At 58.9% G+C, this 16,417-nt stretch carries 17 protein-coding genes and 1 tRNA gene; 8 read left to right on the top strand and 10 right to left on the bottom strand.

Going from position 1 to position 16,417, the window contains the following annotated elements; genetic code table 11:
* Genes AC2FIB_RS12970 through AC2FIB_RS12950 form a run of 5 tightly spaced genes read left to right on the top strand, consistent with a single transcriptional unit; the run spans position 1 to position 4,360 of the window.
* Entirely contained in the window at positions 1 to 1,257 is a 1,257-nt protein-coding gene (locus tag AC2FIB_RS12970) for a nitrous oxide reductase family maturation protein NosD (protein ID WP_496734914.1), read from the top strand.
* On the top strand, positions 1,247 to 2,140 hold the full coding sequence (locus AC2FIB_RS12965; protein WP_496734916.1) for an ABC transporter ATP-binding protein: 894 nt from the start codon (positions 1,247 to 1,249) through the stop codon (positions 2,138 to 2,140). Before AC2FIB_RS12970 ends, AC2FIB_RS12965 begins: the two co-directional genes overlap by 11 nt.
* A complete protein-coding gene (locus AC2FIB_RS12960) occupies positions 2,137 to 2,958 on the top strand; it encodes an ABC transporter permease (protein ID WP_496734917.1) in 822 nt (273 codons plus the stop codon). The genes AC2FIB_RS12965 and AC2FIB_RS12960 overlap by 4 nt, the downstream gene beginning before the upstream one ends.
* Complete coding sequence (locus AC2FIB_RS12955) at positions 2,955 to 3,470, top strand: nitrous oxide reductase accessory protein NosL (RefSeq protein ID WP_496734919.1); 516 nt, start codon at positions 2,955 to 2,957, stop codon at positions 3,468 to 3,470. Before AC2FIB_RS12960 ends, AC2FIB_RS12955 begins: the two co-directional genes overlap by 4 nt.
* Complete coding sequence (locus tag AC2FIB_RS12950; protein ID WP_282121456.1) at positions 3,467 to 4,360, top strand: FAD:protein FMN transferase; 894 nt, start codon at positions 3,467 to 3,469, stop codon at positions 4,358 to 4,360. Before AC2FIB_RS12955 ends, AC2FIB_RS12950 begins: the two co-directional genes overlap by 4 nt.
* 82 nt (positions 4,361 to 4,442) lie before the next feature.
* On the opposite strand, the gene AC2FIB_RS12945 is transcribed toward AC2FIB_RS12950, so the two are convergent.
* The 4 genes from AC2FIB_RS12945 to AC2FIB_RS12930 form a co-directional block, all read right to left on the bottom strand.
* Positions 4,443 to 4,532, bottom strand: a tRNA-Ser gene (locus AC2FIB_RS12945).
* Positions 4,533 to 4,703: 171 nt separating this feature from the next.
* A complete protein-coding gene (locus AC2FIB_RS12940; protein WP_496734921.1) occupies positions 4,704 to 5,777 on the bottom strand; it encodes a hypothetical protein in 1,074 nt (357 codons plus the stop codon).
* 135 nt (positions 5,778 to 5,912) lie between these two features.
* Positions 5,913 to 6,230, bottom strand: a complete 318-nt coding sequence (locus tag AC2FIB_RS12935; protein ID WP_058275224.1) for a DUF3775 domain-containing protein — start codon at positions 6,228 to 6,230, stop codon at positions 5,913 to 5,915.
* A gap of 87 nt (positions 6,231 to 6,317) precedes the next feature.
* Complete coding sequence (locus AC2FIB_RS12930; RefSeq protein WP_496734923.1) at positions 6,318 to 7,091, bottom strand: DUF1365 domain-containing protein; 774 nt, start codon at positions 7,089 to 7,091, stop codon at positions 6,318 to 6,320.
* A gap of 149 nt (positions 7,092 to 7,240) precedes the next feature.
* Here AC2FIB_RS12930 and AC2FIB_RS12925 point away from each other — a divergent pair, with 149 nt between their 5' ends.
* From AC2FIB_RS12925 to AC2FIB_RS12915, 3 genes are read left to right on the top strand one after another with little or no spacing between them, the layout of a single operon-like run.
* Entirely contained in the window at positions 7,241 to 7,897 is a 657-nt protein-coding gene (locus AC2FIB_RS12925; protein ID WP_282152347.1) for a sigma-70 family RNA polymerase sigma factor, read from the top strand.
* 10 nt (positions 7,898 to 7,907) lie between these two features.
* Positions 7,908 to 8,558: a ChrR family anti-sigma-E factor gene (locus tag AC2FIB_RS12920; protein WP_496726329.1), complete on the top strand. Its 651-nt coding sequence runs from the start codon at positions 7,908 to 7,910 to the stop codon at positions 8,556 to 8,558.
* A 58-nt stretch (positions 8,559 to 8,616) separates the two neighbouring features.
* A complete protein-coding gene (locus AC2FIB_RS12915) occupies positions 8,617 to 9,021 on the top strand; it encodes a hypothetical protein (protein WP_496734925.1) in 405 nt (134 codons plus the stop codon).
* A gap of 3 nt (positions 9,022 to 9,024) precedes the next feature.
* On the opposite strand, the gene AC2FIB_RS12910 is transcribed toward AC2FIB_RS12915, so the two are convergent.
* The 6 genes from AC2FIB_RS12910 to AC2FIB_RS12885 form a co-directional block, all read right to left on the bottom strand.
* Entirely contained in the window at positions 9,025 to 10,254 is a 1,230-nt protein-coding gene (locus tag AC2FIB_RS12910; RefSeq protein ID WP_496734926.1) for a DNA recombination protein RmuC, read from the bottom strand.
* A gap of 52 nt (positions 10,255 to 10,306) precedes the next feature.
* Positions 10,307 to 12,151: a DNA mismatch repair endonuclease MutL gene (mutL, locus tag AC2FIB_RS12905; protein ID WP_496735207.1), complete on the bottom strand. Its 1,845-nt coding sequence runs from the start codon at positions 12,149 to 12,151 to the stop codon at positions 10,307 to 10,309.
* Between the two features lie 282 nt (positions 12,152 to 12,433).
* Complete coding sequence (locus tag AC2FIB_RS12900; RefSeq protein WP_496734928.1) at positions 12,434 to 13,363, bottom strand: metal ABC transporter permease; 930 nt, start codon at positions 13,361 to 13,363, stop codon at positions 12,434 to 12,436.
* Positions 13,360 to 14,565 carry a metal ABC transporter permease gene (locus tag AC2FIB_RS12895; RefSeq protein ID WP_496734930.1) on the bottom strand — a complete coding sequence of 402 codons (1,206 nt, stop codon included), beginning with the start codon at positions 14,563 to 14,565 and terminating at the stop codon, positions 13,360 to 13,362. Before AC2FIB_RS12895 ends, AC2FIB_RS12900 begins: the two co-directional genes overlap by 4 nt.
* A 3-nt stretch (positions 14,566 to 14,568) precedes the next feature.
* Positions 14,569 to 15,372 carry a metal ABC transporter ATP-binding protein gene (locus AC2FIB_RS12890; RefSeq protein WP_496842215.1) on the bottom strand — a complete coding sequence of 268 codons (804 nt, stop codon included), beginning with the start codon at positions 15,370 to 15,372 and terminating at the stop codon, positions 14,569 to 14,571.
* A gap of 3 nt (positions 15,373 to 15,375) precedes the next feature.
* The gene (locus AC2FIB_RS12885) at positions 15,376 to 16,329 is read right to left on the bottom strand and encodes a metal ABC transporter solute-binding protein, Zn/Mn family (RefSeq protein WP_472724640.1); all 954 of its coding nucleotides are present in this window, start codon (positions 16,327 to 16,329) and stop codon (positions 15,376 to 15,378) included.
* Between the last annotated feature and the right edge of the window lie 88 nt (positions 16,330 to 16,417).

The raw sequence follows: 16,417 nt of genomic DNA, 5'->3' as shown, positions 1-16,417 counted from the left end.
ATGCGTTGGCCCCTGCTCATACCGCTCCTGCTTGGCTCGCCCCTTTGGGCGGCGGACTGGGATGTGCCCAACCGGGCGGGGGCCATCAATGAAACACTGGCGCAGGCGGCGGATGGAGACACCCTTCGCCTGAGCCCCGGTGTCTACACCGAAACACTGGTTCTGGACCGGCCCGTCACGATTGACGGGCTGGGGGAGGCCACCATTGACGGACAAGGCGAGGGCAGCGTCATAACCGTGACGGGGCCCGGCGTAACCGTGCGGGGTCTGACAGTGATCGGTTCCGGTTCAAGCCATGACGGGATCGACAGTGGCATCCAGCTGACCAAAACGGCTAAGGCGCCGGTGGTCGAGGATAACGTGCTACTGGGCAATCTTTATGGCGTCGACATTCATGGTGCCAAGGACAGCATCGTTCGTGGTAACCGCATTGAAGGTCGCCAAGACCAGCGAATGAACGACCGTGGAAACGGAGTCTATGTCTGGAACGCGCCCGGTTCCGTGGTGGATAGCAATGACATCCGCTATGGCCGCGACGGGATCTTTGTGAACTCGTCGAAAAAGAACACCTTCACCGGCAACCTGTTCCGCGACCTGCGTTTTGCGGTGCATTACATGTATGCCGACGACTCAGTTGTCAGTGACAATGTCTCGATCGGCAACGATCTGGGTTATGCGGTGATGTTCACGACCAATGTGAAAGTCGCCGACAACGTCTCAATCGGTGACCGTGAACATGGCGTGATGTTGAACTACGCCAACAAGAGCCAGATCACCGGCAACGTCGTGATCGGTGCCAAGGAAAAATGCACCTTCCTTTATAACTCCAACAAGAACGAATTCACCGGCAACTGGTTCGAGGGATGCGGTATCGGCATCCACTTTACCGCTGGCAGCGAACGCAACCGCATCGTTGGCAACGCATTCATAGGGAACCGGACGCAGGTGAAATACGTCTCGACCAAATGGGTCGAGTGGTCCGAAGAAGAACGCGGCAATTACTGGTCCGATTTTGCCGCCTATGACGTGGACGGCGACGGCATCGCCGACGCCCCTTATCGCCCCAATGACAGTATGGACCATGTGCTGTGGACCCAACCCGCAGCCAAACTGTTGCTCGGCTCCCCCGCCGTGCAGCTGGTGCGCTGGTCCCAATCGGCCTTCCCGGCGCTGTTGCCGGGCGGTGTGATGGATAGCAACCCATTGATGCAAGCCCCTGAACCCCCAGCTATGAAAAAGGTGCCTCATGACGGATAAGGCCCTGAGTATTACCCAAGTCAGCAAGGACCGAGGTAAAACCCGTGTTCTTGACGATATCACCCTGTCTCTTGCCCCTGGTCAGCGCGTGGCGCTGCTGGGCCATAACGGCGCGGGCAAGTCGACCCTGATCAAATCTATCCTCGGTCTGACATCGATCCATGTCGGAACCATCTGGATCGGAGATGCCACTCCCGGCAGTGCGCAAGCGCGGCGGGATACTGCCTATTTGCCTGAGGCAGTGTCGTTTCATCCTGCGCTGACGGGCCGCGAGCAGTTGACCTTATTTGCGCAGCTTTCCGGGTCCAGGGCCGATGTCCCCGGCCTGCTGGACCGCGTGGGCCTTGGCAACGCTCTGGACCGCCGGATCGGAACATACTCCAAAGGCATGCGGCAACGTCTGGGTCTGGCGCAGGTTCTACTGGGCCAGCCGAAAGTGGCGCTGTTAGATGAGCCAACAAGTGGTTTGGACCCGATCTCGCGGCAAGACCTATATGCCATCATCGATGAATTGGCCGGGCAAGGCACAGCGGTCCTGATTGCCTCCCACGCTCTTACCGAGGTCGAAGCCCGCACCGACCGCATCGCCATCATGCGCCAAGGCCGAATGGTCGCGGATGACACGCTCAACAATCTGTCTGCGCTGGCTGGTCTGCCGATCCGCCTCAAAGTGCGTGCCAGCGCGAACCCCGAAGCACTTGCCGCCGAATTGGGTGGTAACCGGATCAACGGAGCATCTGTGGAACTGCTCTGCTCGCCGGATGACAAGATGGAGGCCCTGCGCCGCATCGCCGGACTGGGCGACGCCGTGGCGGATGTGGAAATGACCCCGCCCAAACTTGAAGACCTCTACCGCCATTATGCACAGGAGGAGATGCAATGACCCGCTTCCTCGCCATCACCCGCACCGAGATGTTGATCCTGCGCCGCAACCGCTGGCTGTTGATGGCCACGCTGATCATGGTGCTGTTCGCCTTGGCCCTGACCTTTGCAGGCAGCGCGCCGACCGGGACGCTGGGCGTCGATATGCTGACCGTCTCGGTCGCTTCGATGACCACGCTGTCGGTCTATCTTGCGCCGCTGCTGGCCCTGATGATCGCTTTCGACGCCATCGCAGGCGACGTGGACCGGGGCAGTCTGTCGTTGCTGCTGTCCTACCCCGCCGGGCGCGGAGAAATCCTGCTGGGCAAATTCACCGCCCATCTGGCAGCATTAGCCTTTGCCATGACCATCGGTTTCGGCACCGCAGGCGCCGTGGCCGCTTGGTTCGGCGGCGCGGGCCCCGAAAGTCTGATGGCTCTGGCGCGCCTAATCCTTACCTCCATCTTGCTGGGCGCCGTTTTTCTGGCGCTGGGATACCTGCTGTCTGCTTTAGCAAGGGGCGCTACGGCGGCTGCAGGTCTGTCGGCCGGGCTCTGGCTGGTCTTTGTCGTCCTCTATGATCTTGGCTTGTTGGGAGCCGTGGTCATGGACGAGGGCGGCACCTTCACCCAATCCGTCTTTCCATGGGTGATGGTGGCCAACCCGGCCGACGCATTTCGGCTGTGGAACATCGCCGCGACCGAAGGCGTCGCAATGGCGTCCGGCATGACCGGTGCGGCCCAAGCTCTGCCCGTCTGGGCCGCGCCCGCCTCGCTGCTAATCTGGCCGGTATTGGGCTTTGCTCTTGCCCGTGCCGCCTTCCGGAGGGTTGAGCCATGAAACGTCTTGTGTTGATTGCGCTGATTGCCTTGGCGGCTTGCAAAGAGGAGGTCGCCGTTGCTCCCGACCCGGTTGATCTGACTCCCGATGCGCTGAGCTTCTTCTGCCAAATGAATATCGCCGAGCATGGTGGCCCTAAAGGGCAGATCCACCTGGAAGGATACCCCACGCCGCTGTTTTTTGCGCAGGTGCGGGACATGGTGGCCTACCTCAAAAGCCCGGAGCGAGACGCCGACATAACAGCCATTTATGTCAGTGATATGAGTGTCGCGCCCAACTGGCTGCAACCAGGTGTGTCCAACTGGATCGCCGCCGATGTCGCCACTTTTGTTGTCGGCTCCGACGTCGCGGGCGGCATGGGGGCACGTGAAGTGGTGCCGTTTTCAAACCCCGATGATGCCGCATCATTCATCGACCAATATGGCGGCACCGCTTTGCCCCTATCCGGCATTCCCGATGCCGAGGTATTGGGCCCTGTCGATCTGGACCTGCTACTGGAGACACCCGCATGACCCTTCTGTCTCGCCGCCGGTTTCTGACCATCTCGGCTGCAAGCGCGGCCTGCCCTGCAATCGCTAGCCCTGCTACAGCAGCACGGTGGCGTGGTTCCGCGTTGGGCGCACCGGCAAGCATGCAGTTGGCCGGGCTGACAGATACCCAAGCCCGCCCCGTTTTTGCCGCCGTCGAAGCCGAAGTCACACGGCTGGAAGATATCTTCAGCCTGTATCGCCCGAAATCCCAACTTTCGCGCCTGAACCGCGATGGGTTTCTTATGCAACCAGCGCCCGAGCTCTTGAGCCTGTTCAGCCTGTGCACAGTTTTGCACCAGAATTCAGGGGGCGCTTTTGACCCGACAATCCAGCCTCTCTGGGCTGCTCTGATCAACGGTGACGACGCCACAACCGCCCGCAAATCCATCGGGTGGGATAAGGTCACGGTTAATAACGATGGCGTCCGCCTGCCCTACCCAGGGCAGTCGGCGCTGACTCTGAATGGAGTAGCGCAAGGGGCAATCACAGATCGCATCGCTGCCCTGCTCAGATCACAGGGGCTGCAAGACGTTTTGGTCGACATGGGGGAAATCGCAGCGCTCGGACAACGTCACGATGGGCGCGATTGGCAAGTCGGTTTGGCAGGCCCCGAAAGTCAGATCACTAAGCGTATCTCTCTGCGCGACCGAGCTGTTGCGACCTCTGATTCCGGTAACCTGATGCTGACTGACGCTCACGGTCACATCCTCAGCCCCACCGGTCAAACACCAGCGCGCCGGATTTTGTCGGTATCTGCAAATTCCGCAGCGCTCGCCGATGGGCTTTCAACAGCCCTGTGCGCACTGTCTGACGGAGATATACCGAGCGTTCTAAACCGTTTCCAAGATGCGCGACTAGAGATGAAAGTCTAACCCGGACCACACGAGTCGGACAAAAACGTCGCGCAATATCGGTAACAAATGAGTTCGCGATTACGTCCGATTCAGAGTGTAATGGCGGAGACGAAGGGATTCGAACCCTCGAGACCCTTCCGGGCCTACTCCCTTAGCAGGGGAGCGCCTTCGACCACTCGGCCACGTCTCCGCTGGCGGGTATATCCTTGCATGTCGACCAGATACAAGACGATTTTGATCGAGCGCGATATTTTTCTGAAATCGATTGCGCTGATGCTGCTGGGATGCATTTGCTTGGCGAAAGCGCAGCCCCATCTGTTCCCTAATGCGATTTGGAACTATGAGGAGCGTCACCGCGACGTTAGCCCGGCCCGTCAGCTTCAATTGCCGCTCGCATGAGAAACAGCGTCGCCGGGTCCAGATCATTTTGAGCCATGATAGCCTCAAAGTTTGGGATCAGTGCGTCGGTATCCCAGTGCCGGACAGCCAGGGCAATCCAGATCGCAACAGTGCTGTCTTTGTCCAACTGATGCCTAAACACATCCAGGATCAGGGGTCGCAACTTGGGATAGGTCGTTCCGCCATCGGCCAGACCGCGGATCAGGAATCGCTTTTCGTCAGCCGTGCGTTCGGGCCTCTCCAGCGACTTTTCGATTTCAAGTATCGCCTGTTCCCCATCCACTGCGATACCCGCCAAACCCCAGTCGTACAGGTTGAGACCCCCACTGCGAAGCGCGCTTTGATAGCCAAGCCTTACACGTTCTTTGGCCTTTGGATCCGACTGAAGACCCAACAATCGGATAAGTGCCGGTGCGTAGGCTAAACGATTGGGATTGCGCAGGTCCTGCAATAATTGGGCGATTGGCACGGCATCGGTCAGGTGGGTCAAAAGCCAATAGGGCGCGCGATGGATTTCGATCAACGCCGTGTTGCGCAACAGGCGATCTTCATGTGTGAGATAGGCACTAAAAAAGGCAATCTGCGCCGCGCGATCCGGCGCGCCACTGGCCCAACCCTGCCCTTCGGCACGCAGTGTTTCAAGGAAGTGGGTCCGATCCGGTGTCATCAAGAACCCCTTGGTCCAACCGCTGGGCAGGCTGCGACCGGCCTTGTCCTGATACCCCGTCCCGTAGACCATCAAAACCGTTCTGTCCGGATTCGCACGAAAGGCGGATCGCATGACGCTGTCGACCAGGAAAGGTATTTCGGGCAAAGCCTCAACCTGTTCCGGCGTGCCTTTCAAAACCGAAACGGGGGTGAACCTGAAAGGGTTGTCTGGTGATGGTGCCGCCAGCACGATCACACGAGCAGAAAGAATCCGGTCCGCCAGAGAATACTCCGGAAGCTCAACGCAGACGCCGCAGGCTTGGGCCGGGCGGGACTGGAAGCCCACACAAAACGCGAGCACCGCAAGCATTTGCAAGACGCGCCACATGGATCACGCTCCGTCTAATAGCACCCCAGCCTGAATGCGGGCTTTCGGGATTCCTGTCCACGTTATCCGAAAACTGGGTATTCAGCGAATGGTTTGCAATTTGCGGGCTGCACCGGTTGCACATAACCGGTGCACTTACATCAGGTCGTTTTCCACATCCTCAGCCGAGATGCCCAGTGCATCCAAGCCATTTTCAAGGTGATCCGACAAGTGCGGCGTACCAATCAGGTAGTCCGCGCAAGGGGTCGAAGCCTCGGACTTGGCTGTTGCGATGGCCTCAGGCAGATCTTCGGCGAAAAAGCTTTCTCGCCCGACCCACATGACAGCCACCAGTTCGGCCTGTTCGTCCTCGCTCATCCGGTCGATGAAGGCGCGCAATTCGCCCTCGGCGCGACCCAACTCGCGCCCCATCATCGCAACCTGAGCGATTTTCCTTGGCGAAATTTCCATCATGACCCAGCTCCTCGTATTCGCGGTTTCAATAATACCACAACCATGAGGAGGGGGCTGAGTCTTTGATCTTAAGCAAAGACCTAAGCGCTAAGGTTTGCGACTGCGGGAAATCGGTTGATCGGGCACAGGGGCGGTCCGAAACGGGACAAACCGTGCCTTCTTGATCTTAAGTTTAATCGCCTGCCACACAATCAGGAAAAACGCACGTCGCGCACCGAAGGGGCGCCGCAGCAACGACCACAGGATCGCCCGGTTGGTCAGCGGCGCGCGCGGCCCGGTCAGGGTGGCAATCAATCCACCCGCTTTTCGACCATAGTCAATCCAGACGCCGATACGCTCGGGGCGGTTGTCGAACCGGAACTCATACGTCCCTTCGATCTTTTGAAACGGTGAGACATGCATCAGCTTGTCCGCAACGATGCGATCCGACGGCTGGATCGGCGCAAACCCGGGATTGTTGCACAGATAGCTGTGGCGCGTGCCGTAAGTGTTCGTAACCTCTGCTACCACCGCATATAGTTGTTCATCGGCATCGAAACAGAACCAGAAGCTGACCGGATTGAAGACATGCCCCAGCACCCGTGGCTGCGTCAGCAACTCAAGCCTTGCAGGTTGCGTCACACCCATTTCGTTGAATTTGGCTCGCAACCACACTGCACCCTTCCCTTTGCCGGGTTCACCGCCGTGGTCACGGTCTCGCCAATACATCGCATTTACACGGTTCATCGAAAACAAAAGCGGTGTGTCAGGCCGGGCCTCGGGGTCCAACAGGATGTAGTCGATAGAATACCGAAACGCATTCTCGATCCCGCCTTTTCGACCGTGGTAAGTATGGCCTGAAATATGGTCGATCCTGTTCATTCTCGTCAGTGTTCCAATTCGCCTGCAAGCCGTTCAAACGGCGCTGTTTTCTTCGACATATAGATACTTATCATACGAAACATGGTCCGGTTCGGATTAAAATCGCATCACAATGTGATCCAGCTTGGGGCTTACCGCGTAATGTTGTTATGTTTACCGAGATCGATACCGCGACCTTGGATGAACCGGTGGCCAGCAGGCCTTCACAGAAACCGTGGCGCGCAAAGAAACGCATCAAGGGAAAACCGGTGAACCGAGCGCAAGACAATTGTGACAAACGAGCTGAGTGGGTAGACCACGTCAGACGTATAAGGGACGCGCAGGATCAGGCAGCGTTTGCTGAGTTGTTTCAGCACTTCGCGCCGCGGATCAAGGCGTTCCTGATCAAATCGGGCTCAGATGCGGCCATGGCCGAAGAGTGCGCACAAGAAGTGATGGTCACGCTGTGGCACAAGTCACATTTGTTCGACCCCACGCGGGCAACCGTGGCCACATGGGTGTTTACGATCGCCCGGAACAAGCGCATCGACGTCCTGCGCAAACAACGCCGACCCGAGCCCGAAGAACTGGGATGGGGACCCGAGGCTGAACCGGAGCAGGACGACATACTCGTGCTGCAACAGGAGACCGCGCAGCTGCGCAACGCGATGACCGCGCTGCCAGAGGCGCAAAGGCAACTGATCGAGAAAGCCTATTTTGGCGATCTGAGCCATCGAGAAATCGCTTCTCAGACTGGATTGCCACTGGGAACGATCAAATCACGGATACGGCTGGCGCTGGACCGCTTGCGCCATGCGATGAATTGAGATGACGGATATGAGCAATAAGATCAAACATCACCTGACAGACGACCTGCTGATGGCTTACGCCGCAGGCACTCTGCCCGAGGCTTTCGACCTGATGGTCGCGACACATCTTTCCCTGTGCAATCAATGTCGTGCGCAGGCCGAAAGCTTTGACGCCGTTGGCGGATATGTCCTGGAAGAACAGGACGAGACCGTTGCGATGAACGACAAGGCACTTGCGGAAACGATGGCTTTGATCGCAAACGGTGCGCCGATTGCCAAACCCAGGCGACCCGGCTGCTCGGTTTTGCCAAGCCCGTTGCAAGATTACGTTGGCGGCGATGTGAACGACATCCGCTGGCGACCAATCGGCATGGGGGTGAAGCAGGCGATCCTCCCGACGAGCGGCGAAGCAACAGCTCGGTTGCTATTCATTCCGGCGGGCACCGCAGTTCCGGATCACAGCCATAATGGTGTAGAGCTGACAATGGTTCTGCAGGGCGCGTTTTCGGATGAAGTCGACCGTTTTGCCCGTGGCGATGTGGAGATTGCAGATGAAGACCTGCACCATACGCCGACAGCCGACATCACCGAGGATTGCATCTGCCTGGCTGTCACTGACGCGCCGCTGAAATTCAACAAGCTGATGCCGCGTCTGTTCCAACCGTTCCTGAAGATCTGACGCAATCAGCGCTCATGTGGTACCCTGCCCTGCAAGCTGATTGTTGGAGGCATTTGAAATGATACGGACTGTGTTCTTTATTCTTGCCCTTATGGGTTTTTCATCTGTCGCTTCTGCCCAGTTGGTCGCCGACGTGAAGTTCGAACCGGGCAATTTCGGGACAATGGTCAATGGTACCGTCACTGGAAACGAGTACTTCGACTACAAGTTGGGTGCAAAAGCCGGGCAAGAGATGTTTGCCGACCTGAAGGTAAGCGACACAAATGGCTATGGCGTGATCTACTTCAACATCCTGCCGCCGGACAGCGATGGTTTCGCGATCTACAATGGCTCGATCGACGGGAATACCGCGCGCATCGAATTGCCTGAGGATGGAGACTACACGATCCGGGTCTACCTGATGGGCAATGACCGCGATACGGACAAGACGGTCGGCTACAATCTGGATCTGTCAATCCAGTAATGCCTAGCCTTCGGACTGGCCCAGAGGCACAACGTTGGTCTGATCGTCCGGTGCCAACTCCTCGAAATCGAAGTTATCCAACCTCTGTGCCCGGCGGCCAGCCTTTTCCGCGCTGATCTTGATTTCCGAGATATCCTTGGCCGCTTGCCCAAAATGGCGGTCCAGATTGCCGACCCGATCACCCAAACGCTCAACATCCTTGTGCAGCAAACCCAGTTCTTTGCGGATCGCCCCAGCTTGTTCCCGCATCCGCGCGTCTTTGAGGATCGCACGCATCGTGTTCAGTGTCGCCATGCAGGTGGTGGGCGAAACGATCCATACACGTTTGCTGAAACTCTCCTGCACCAGTTCAGGAAACTTGGCGTGCAGTTCGGCATAGACGGCCTCGGACGGCAGGAACATCAACGCGCCATCGGCTGTTTCACCGTCCAGAATGTATTTCTCGGCAATATCGTTGATGTGCTTGCGCACCGTGCTGCGGAACATCTGAACCGCCGTCTTCAACTCCATGTCATTGGTCGAACCGATCAGCGCCTCATAGGCCTCCAACGGGAACTTGCTGTCGATGACAATCGGCCCCGGAGGGTTCGGGAGGTTGATCAGGCAATCTGCGCGCCGTCCATTCGACAGGGTTGCCTGCAGCTGGAAACTATCCGAAGGCAGCGCCTTAGAGACGATATCATTCAGCTGAATCTCACCAAACGCACCACGCGTTTGCTTGTTCGACAGGATATCCTGCAAAGACAGCACGTCGCCCGACAGTTTTGTGATATTGTCCTGCGCCTTGTCGATGGCGGCCAGACGTTCCTGCAACTGCGTCAGAGATGTCGCGGTTTGTTTGGATGATCCATGCAGGGATTCCTTCATTCGCTCCTGCATCTCGGCCAAGGCACGCGCCGATTTCATCGCGTTATCTGCCAGCCGATCATTCATCTGCTGCTGGACCGAGGACAGGCGGGATTCAACCGTTTGGATCACCTGCACCTGCGCATTGGCCTGCGTGTCCGAAACATGCTGTAATCCGCCGCGCAATTGTTCCTGCCCCTGCCCCAATTGCTGCACATGCTGGCCAAGATGCGCCATCTGGCGAGCCAGCGGTTCCGCCATCCGGGCCGAGCGGTTTGCCGCGCGCAGCGACAAAAACAGCAGCAGCAGGATCAGTGTAACAACCCCACCCACGGCCAGGATCACGGGGTCGTTCAGCGCATATTGGGTTCCTGCAATCTCGATCATGTCGCCTCGGATGTTCTTGTTTTATTCTCCATAGCCTAACCAAGACAATGGATCAACTGCGGCCGAACAATCGCTCGATATCGCTCAGCTTCAGTTCCACATAAGTCGGCCGCCCGTGGTTGCATTGCCCGGAATGGGGCGTCGCCTCCATCTCGCGCAGCAGGGCGTTCATTTCTTCAGCCCGCATACGACGACCCGACCGGACCGAGCCGTGACAGGCCACCCGGCTGAGGATCGCCTCAATCCGCGCTTGCACCATCTGGCTTTCGCCCTGATCGGCCAGTTCATCCAATATATCCAGAATCATCGCCCGCGCGTCCACCTCGCCCAGAATGGCTGGTGTTTCGCGCACGGCAACCGCACCGCCGCCAAAGGGTTCAATTGTCAGTCCCAGCTTTGTCAGGTCGTCCGCAACCTGCATCAGGCGCGCGCAATCGCTTTCGGACAGTTCAACGATTTCCGGGATCAGCAGTGCCTGCGCAGCGACGCCATTCTCAGCCATCTGTTTTTTGAGCTTTTCATAAACCAGCCGCTCATGTGCCGCATGTTGATCGACGATCACCATGCCGTCTGCAGTTTGAGCGATGATGTAATTCTCATGCACCTGCCCTCGTGCCGCGCCCAAAGGCAGGTCTTCGACCGGTGTTTCTGGGACCGAAGCCGGTTCGACAATGCTGCCGCTGTAGTCCTGCGACAGTTCCGCAAATCCCGGCGCCTGCGCCTGATACGCCACATTCCGTGTAGCTGGTGAGGGGCGGTCCATCTGATAAACCCGCGCCGGTGCAGGCTGTGCGGGTTCCGGACGCATCGCCCCCAGCGTCGCATTGGCCACTGTGGAGGAGGCCCTGTGCCCGGCCTCGGCCAGCGCGTGCCGCAGGGCCGAGACGATCAACCCCCGCGCCACGCCCGGATCGCGGAACCGGACCTCGGACTTTGCCGGGTGCACGTTCACGTCCACCAGCGTCGGATCGCAATCGATGAACAATGCTGCTGCCGGATGACGATCCCGGCTGAGGAAATCGAAATAGGCCGCCCGCAGCGCACCCGTCAGCATCTTGTCCCTTACAGGCCGCCCGTTGACGAACAGATACTGCGCCACCGCGGCACCGCGCGAATAGGTCGGCAGGGCGGCGTAACCGTACAACCGGATCCCCTCGCGGGTCGCATCAATCTGCAGGGCATTTTCAGCAAACTCGCGCCCTATAACGCGAGCCAACCGGGCATGCAGTGCGTCGAACAGATCACCATTTTCGCGGTCAGCGCGGAAGGTCACGCGCCCCTCTCCACCACCAGAGACGTCACGCAAAGTGAAAGTCACCGAAGGCTCGGCCATGGCCAGCCTTTTGACGGTGTCGGAGATTGCCTGGGCTTCGGCCCGGTCGGTGCGCATAAATTTCAATCGCGCAGGCGTTGCGAAAAAGAGATCGCGCAGTTCGACCACTGTGCCAGCACGTAAGGCGGCAGGTTTCACCGCCTCGATCCGACCACCCGCCACATGGACCGAAGCCGCCTCGCCCCCCGGCACCCGGCTGGTAATGGTCAGGCGCCCGACGGCACCCAGCGATGGCAGCGCCTCACCCCGAAAACCGAAGGTGTGGATATTCAACAAATCGGACCCATCAATTTTCGAGGTCGCATGGCGCGACAAGGCCAATGGCAGATCCTCAGCAGCAATCCCACAGCCATCATCGGTGACGCGAATCAGCGTCTTACCCCCATCGGCAATGTCGATCGCGACGCGGGTTGCACCTGCGTCGATGGCATTTTCCACCAATTCCTTGACCGCAGAAGCCGGACGTTCAACAACCTCGCCTGCCGCAATACGGTTGATTGCTGCGTCGTCAAGTTGCCGGATGACCGGTCGATTTTCGCTGATATTGGGGTGTGCCTGCGCCATACCACCAGAACTAGCACATTCGCGCACGATTCTGCCACCGCTTTGGCTTGCATTTAATGTGAGGAGGGGGCGTTCGAACAATCGCACCTTGCCAGCCTAGACTTGCGGCCAGTCTGGGCGCGATTGCTCGAACGATCCGGAGTGAGTGGTGGTCATCCAATAATCAATGGATCAATTCATACCACGAATACGGTTTCACGATGCGAAGACTCTCTGGGCCTCAAGTCGGGTGGCGAAGTTTGGCCGATACCACGCAGGACCCAGCGGCGGGAAAATGCCGGGTCACGCGGTTCCGGGTGCACCTGCCCGGGTCCGGCACGGCCCCCACAAAGCCGCAAACGCAAGGATCAGACCAGACATCGTTGCGATCATGCCCGCTGCACTGACCGCGTCCGCCGCCCCCAGCCAGAGCGGACCATATCCAGCCAGCACATACCCGGAGACAGCCGACAGGATGGCAAAGACGATGCTCCACGCGATCTGGGTTTCGAGCCGGTTGGTCATCATGCGCGCCGCCGCCGGGGGACAGATAAACATGGCAATCACAATGATCGAACCCACGGCGTCAAAGGCCGCCACGGCGGCAATAGCTGCCGTGATCACAAGGGCCATGCCCAGAACTCCGGTCCGGACACCAATGGTGCGCGCGAACCCTTCGTCAAAGGTGGAAATCTTCAGCGGCCGCCAGAACAGCCATACAAAGACAGATACCCCCAGCAAAGTCAGCGCAATCCGAGGCAATTCCGGCGGCAACCCCGCCAGCGCCACGGGATCCAACACCGAAGACCAGCCCACAGCGTCCAACCAGATCAGGCTTTCCAGATTGCCATACAGCGCATGTTCAACATCCAGGTGCACAGTCGAAGTATCGGTTTGTTCCAGCAGCAGCACACCAGCAGCAAACATCGTAGTGAAAACCACCCCCATCGCGGCACCCGCCTCGATCTGCCCCAGCCGCCTGACGGCTTCGATCAGAACCACGGCCACCACCGCCGCGCCCGCGGCGCCCAGCATCATTGGCCAGGTTGAAATCGTTCCGGTCAGCAGAAAGGCCACGACAATACCCGGCAGCACCACATGGCTGATCGCATCCCCGATCAGGGCCTGTTTGCGCAGGACCAGGAAGTTCCCGGGCAAAGCGCAAGCGATGGCGGCAAACGTGCCGATCAGCAAGGGTGTCAAAGACAGGGGTACGAATTCTTCACCGCTCATGCCGGAACCTCCTGCGGGCCGCCGATTCGACGGTCGATCTCGGCGATCTGATCTTGGGTCAGCACGGTTTCGATATCGCGCAACCCGTCGTACAGCGCAGCCGTTGCCTCATGCATCTGATCAGCCCTGACGATTTCCCAGCGCCTTTCATCGCGCAACGCCTTGGCCGCGCGCGCCTTGCCTGTTTCGGTGGCCACGCCATCCGCCCGCGCCAAACCGGCACGCCGCAAGAGACGCAAGGTCAGTGGCTCATAGATCTTTTGCCCTTGCGCCAGTGCCAGCAGACCCTGCCGAATATGAACCCGGCGCTGGAACCGCAGGTGCCGCAGAACCGCTGCCAGAACTCCACGGACAGGCGCAAGTAACAGGGACAGGGCAAAAAAGCCGAAGCTGACCAGAACAATAATTGGGCCAGTTGGCAGGTTGGGCGCCGAGGCCGACATCGCAGCACCCAGATAGCCCGCCAACCCTCCGGCCAGTCCAGCTAGCAGCACCACGCGGTCCGAGCGGTCCGTCCAGAACCGCGCCGTGACAGGCGGGATGATCAGCAGCGCCACAATCAGGATCAGCCCGACGATCTTCAGGCCCACCACAGTAACCGCCATGACCAGCCCCATCATCGCAAGATCAATCCGGTGCACTGGCAGGCCCCGGGCAGCGGCGTATTCAGGGTCGAAGGCGACCATGGTCATAGGTCGGCGAATGATCATGACCAGCAACAGCGTTGCTGCCCCACCGATTGCGATGACCAGCGCATCCGCCCACAACATCCCTGCGGTCGAGCCCAGTAGGAACCCTTCCAGCCCAGCCTGACGACCGACGCCCATCGTCTGGATCACGGTCAGCAGAACGATGCCGAGACCGAAAAACACCGACAGGATGGCACCAATGGCGGCATCCTCGGCCAGTCGTGTGTGGCGAGTCAGCCAGTTCATGCAAAGCAAACCGACCCAAGCCGACACCGCCGATCCGGCCAGCAGACCGATCAGGTTGCGCCCATCGCCGCCAAGGGCGACCAAAACCATAAACCCAAGGCAGACGCCGGGCAGAGTCGCGTGGCTGATGGCGTCGCTGACCAGCGCGCGTTTGCGCAGGAACAGAAACGTGCCGGTCACACCAGCGGATATACCCAGCAAGGTCGCACCAATCGCGACCAGCGTGGCGTTATAGCCCAGCTGCAGGGTCAGAGCATCCCAAAGCATGATTTACCCCAATGCGCGCGAAATCTGGTCGATCTGCGCAGTGGCCAAACGGCCGCCATACGCCGATTGCAGGGTTTCGGCGGTAAAGGCCTCGGCCACAGTTCCCTCAGCCACTTTGCGGGTATTGATCAGGAATACATGGTCGAAATAATCAGTCACCGTGGCCAGATCGTGATGCACGACAACAACGGTCTTGCCCGCCTCTTTCAGCGATTTCAGCACTGCGATGATTGCTTTTTCCGTCGCTGCATCGACACCTGCGAATGGCTCATCCAACAGATAAAGATCAGCATCCTGCGCCAGAGCACGGGCAAGAAAAACGCGCTGTTGCTGGCCGCCGGACAATTGACCAATCTGACGATCGGCAAAATCGCGCATCCCGACCCGGTTAAGACAGTCCATGGCCCGGGACATATGCCGGGCACGGACACGACCCAGCAAGCCCAGCTCGCGGGACAGACCCATCAACACAACATCAATCACGCGCGTCGGAAAATCCCAGTCGACGCTTGCGCGTTGCGGCACATAGGCAATTCGTGCACGCTGTTTCTCCAGCGGTTCACCAAAGACGGACACCTGCCCGGACAGGGGCGAAACGATGCCCAGCGCCGCCTTCAGAAGCGTAGACTTCCCCGCCCCGTTCGGGCCGATGATCGCCGTCATCGCGCCGGGTTGCACGGTCATATCCACCGAAAACACGGCAGGTTTCTGACCGTATGAGACAGCCAGGCCGCGAATGGCCAGCGGGCAGTCCTTTGTAATTTTTTCAGCAACCGAAGCACCCTGATGCGCAGCCAGCGACAGCATCGTTCAAGACCCCGCCGACAATTTGCCGTTCATGCCGCGTTCGGGCACGTCTGCGCCTAGCGCTCCGGCAATCACAGAGATGTTGTGATCCAGCATCCCGATATACGTGCCTTCATAGGTGCCCGGTTCACCCATTGCGTCGGAATACAGCTCTCCGCCGATGCCAACATCATGGCCTTTGGCCGCGGCCCCTTCGATCAGCGCGCGCATGGACCGATCAGAAACCGAGCTTTCCACGAAGACTGCCGTCAGCTGCTGATCCACCAAGGTATCGACCAGCTCGCCAATCCGGTTCAGACCGGCTTCGGACTGGGTCGAGATGCCCTGTATACCAAGCACCTCATAGCCGTATTCCTCACCGAAATAGCCAAAGGCGTCATGCGCCGTTACAAGCACACGGTTGTTTTCCGGTACGTCGGCCAGCACTTGTTTACCGTAGGCTTCCAACTGATCAATCTCGGCCAGATGTGTCTGCGCGTTCGCGGCGAAAAAATCAGCAGCCTCGGGGCGGGCCTCTGTCAGGGCTTCTTGAACCTCGACCACCACATCGCGCCAAACTGCCGGGCTCATCCATACATGCGGGTCATACTTATCGGCATAGTCGTCATGCGCGCGCAGTTTGGACTTATCGACACCTTCGGCCACAGCCACGACCGGACGTTTACGTCCGAGATCATGGAAGAAGTCTTCCATCTGCGCTTCAAGGTAAAGACCGTGCCACAGGATCAGATCCGCCCGGGTCATAGCAACGATGTCGCTGCGGGTCTGACGATAGGCATGCGGGTCGACGCCCGGGCCCATCAAGCCCTTGACCTCAACCTGATCGCCACCGATCTGACGTGCCGCATCAGCGATCATGCCCGTGGTGGCAACAACCTTCAGCGGCGCCTCGGCCCATGCCGCGAGGGGCAAAGCGGCGGCAAAAGCCATAACCGCGAGAAAACTACGACGAATCATTTTTGACCCCATTTAGGTATCCTCTTGAGAATGAATATGCGAACCATTCGCAACTAAGTCAACGCTATTGCGAATTATTCGCAAGAAA

The sequence above is a fragment of the Ruegeria sp. YTSA072 genome (assembly GCF_059610285.1).
This window is presented reverse-complemented; position numbering and strand designations above follow the sequence as displayed.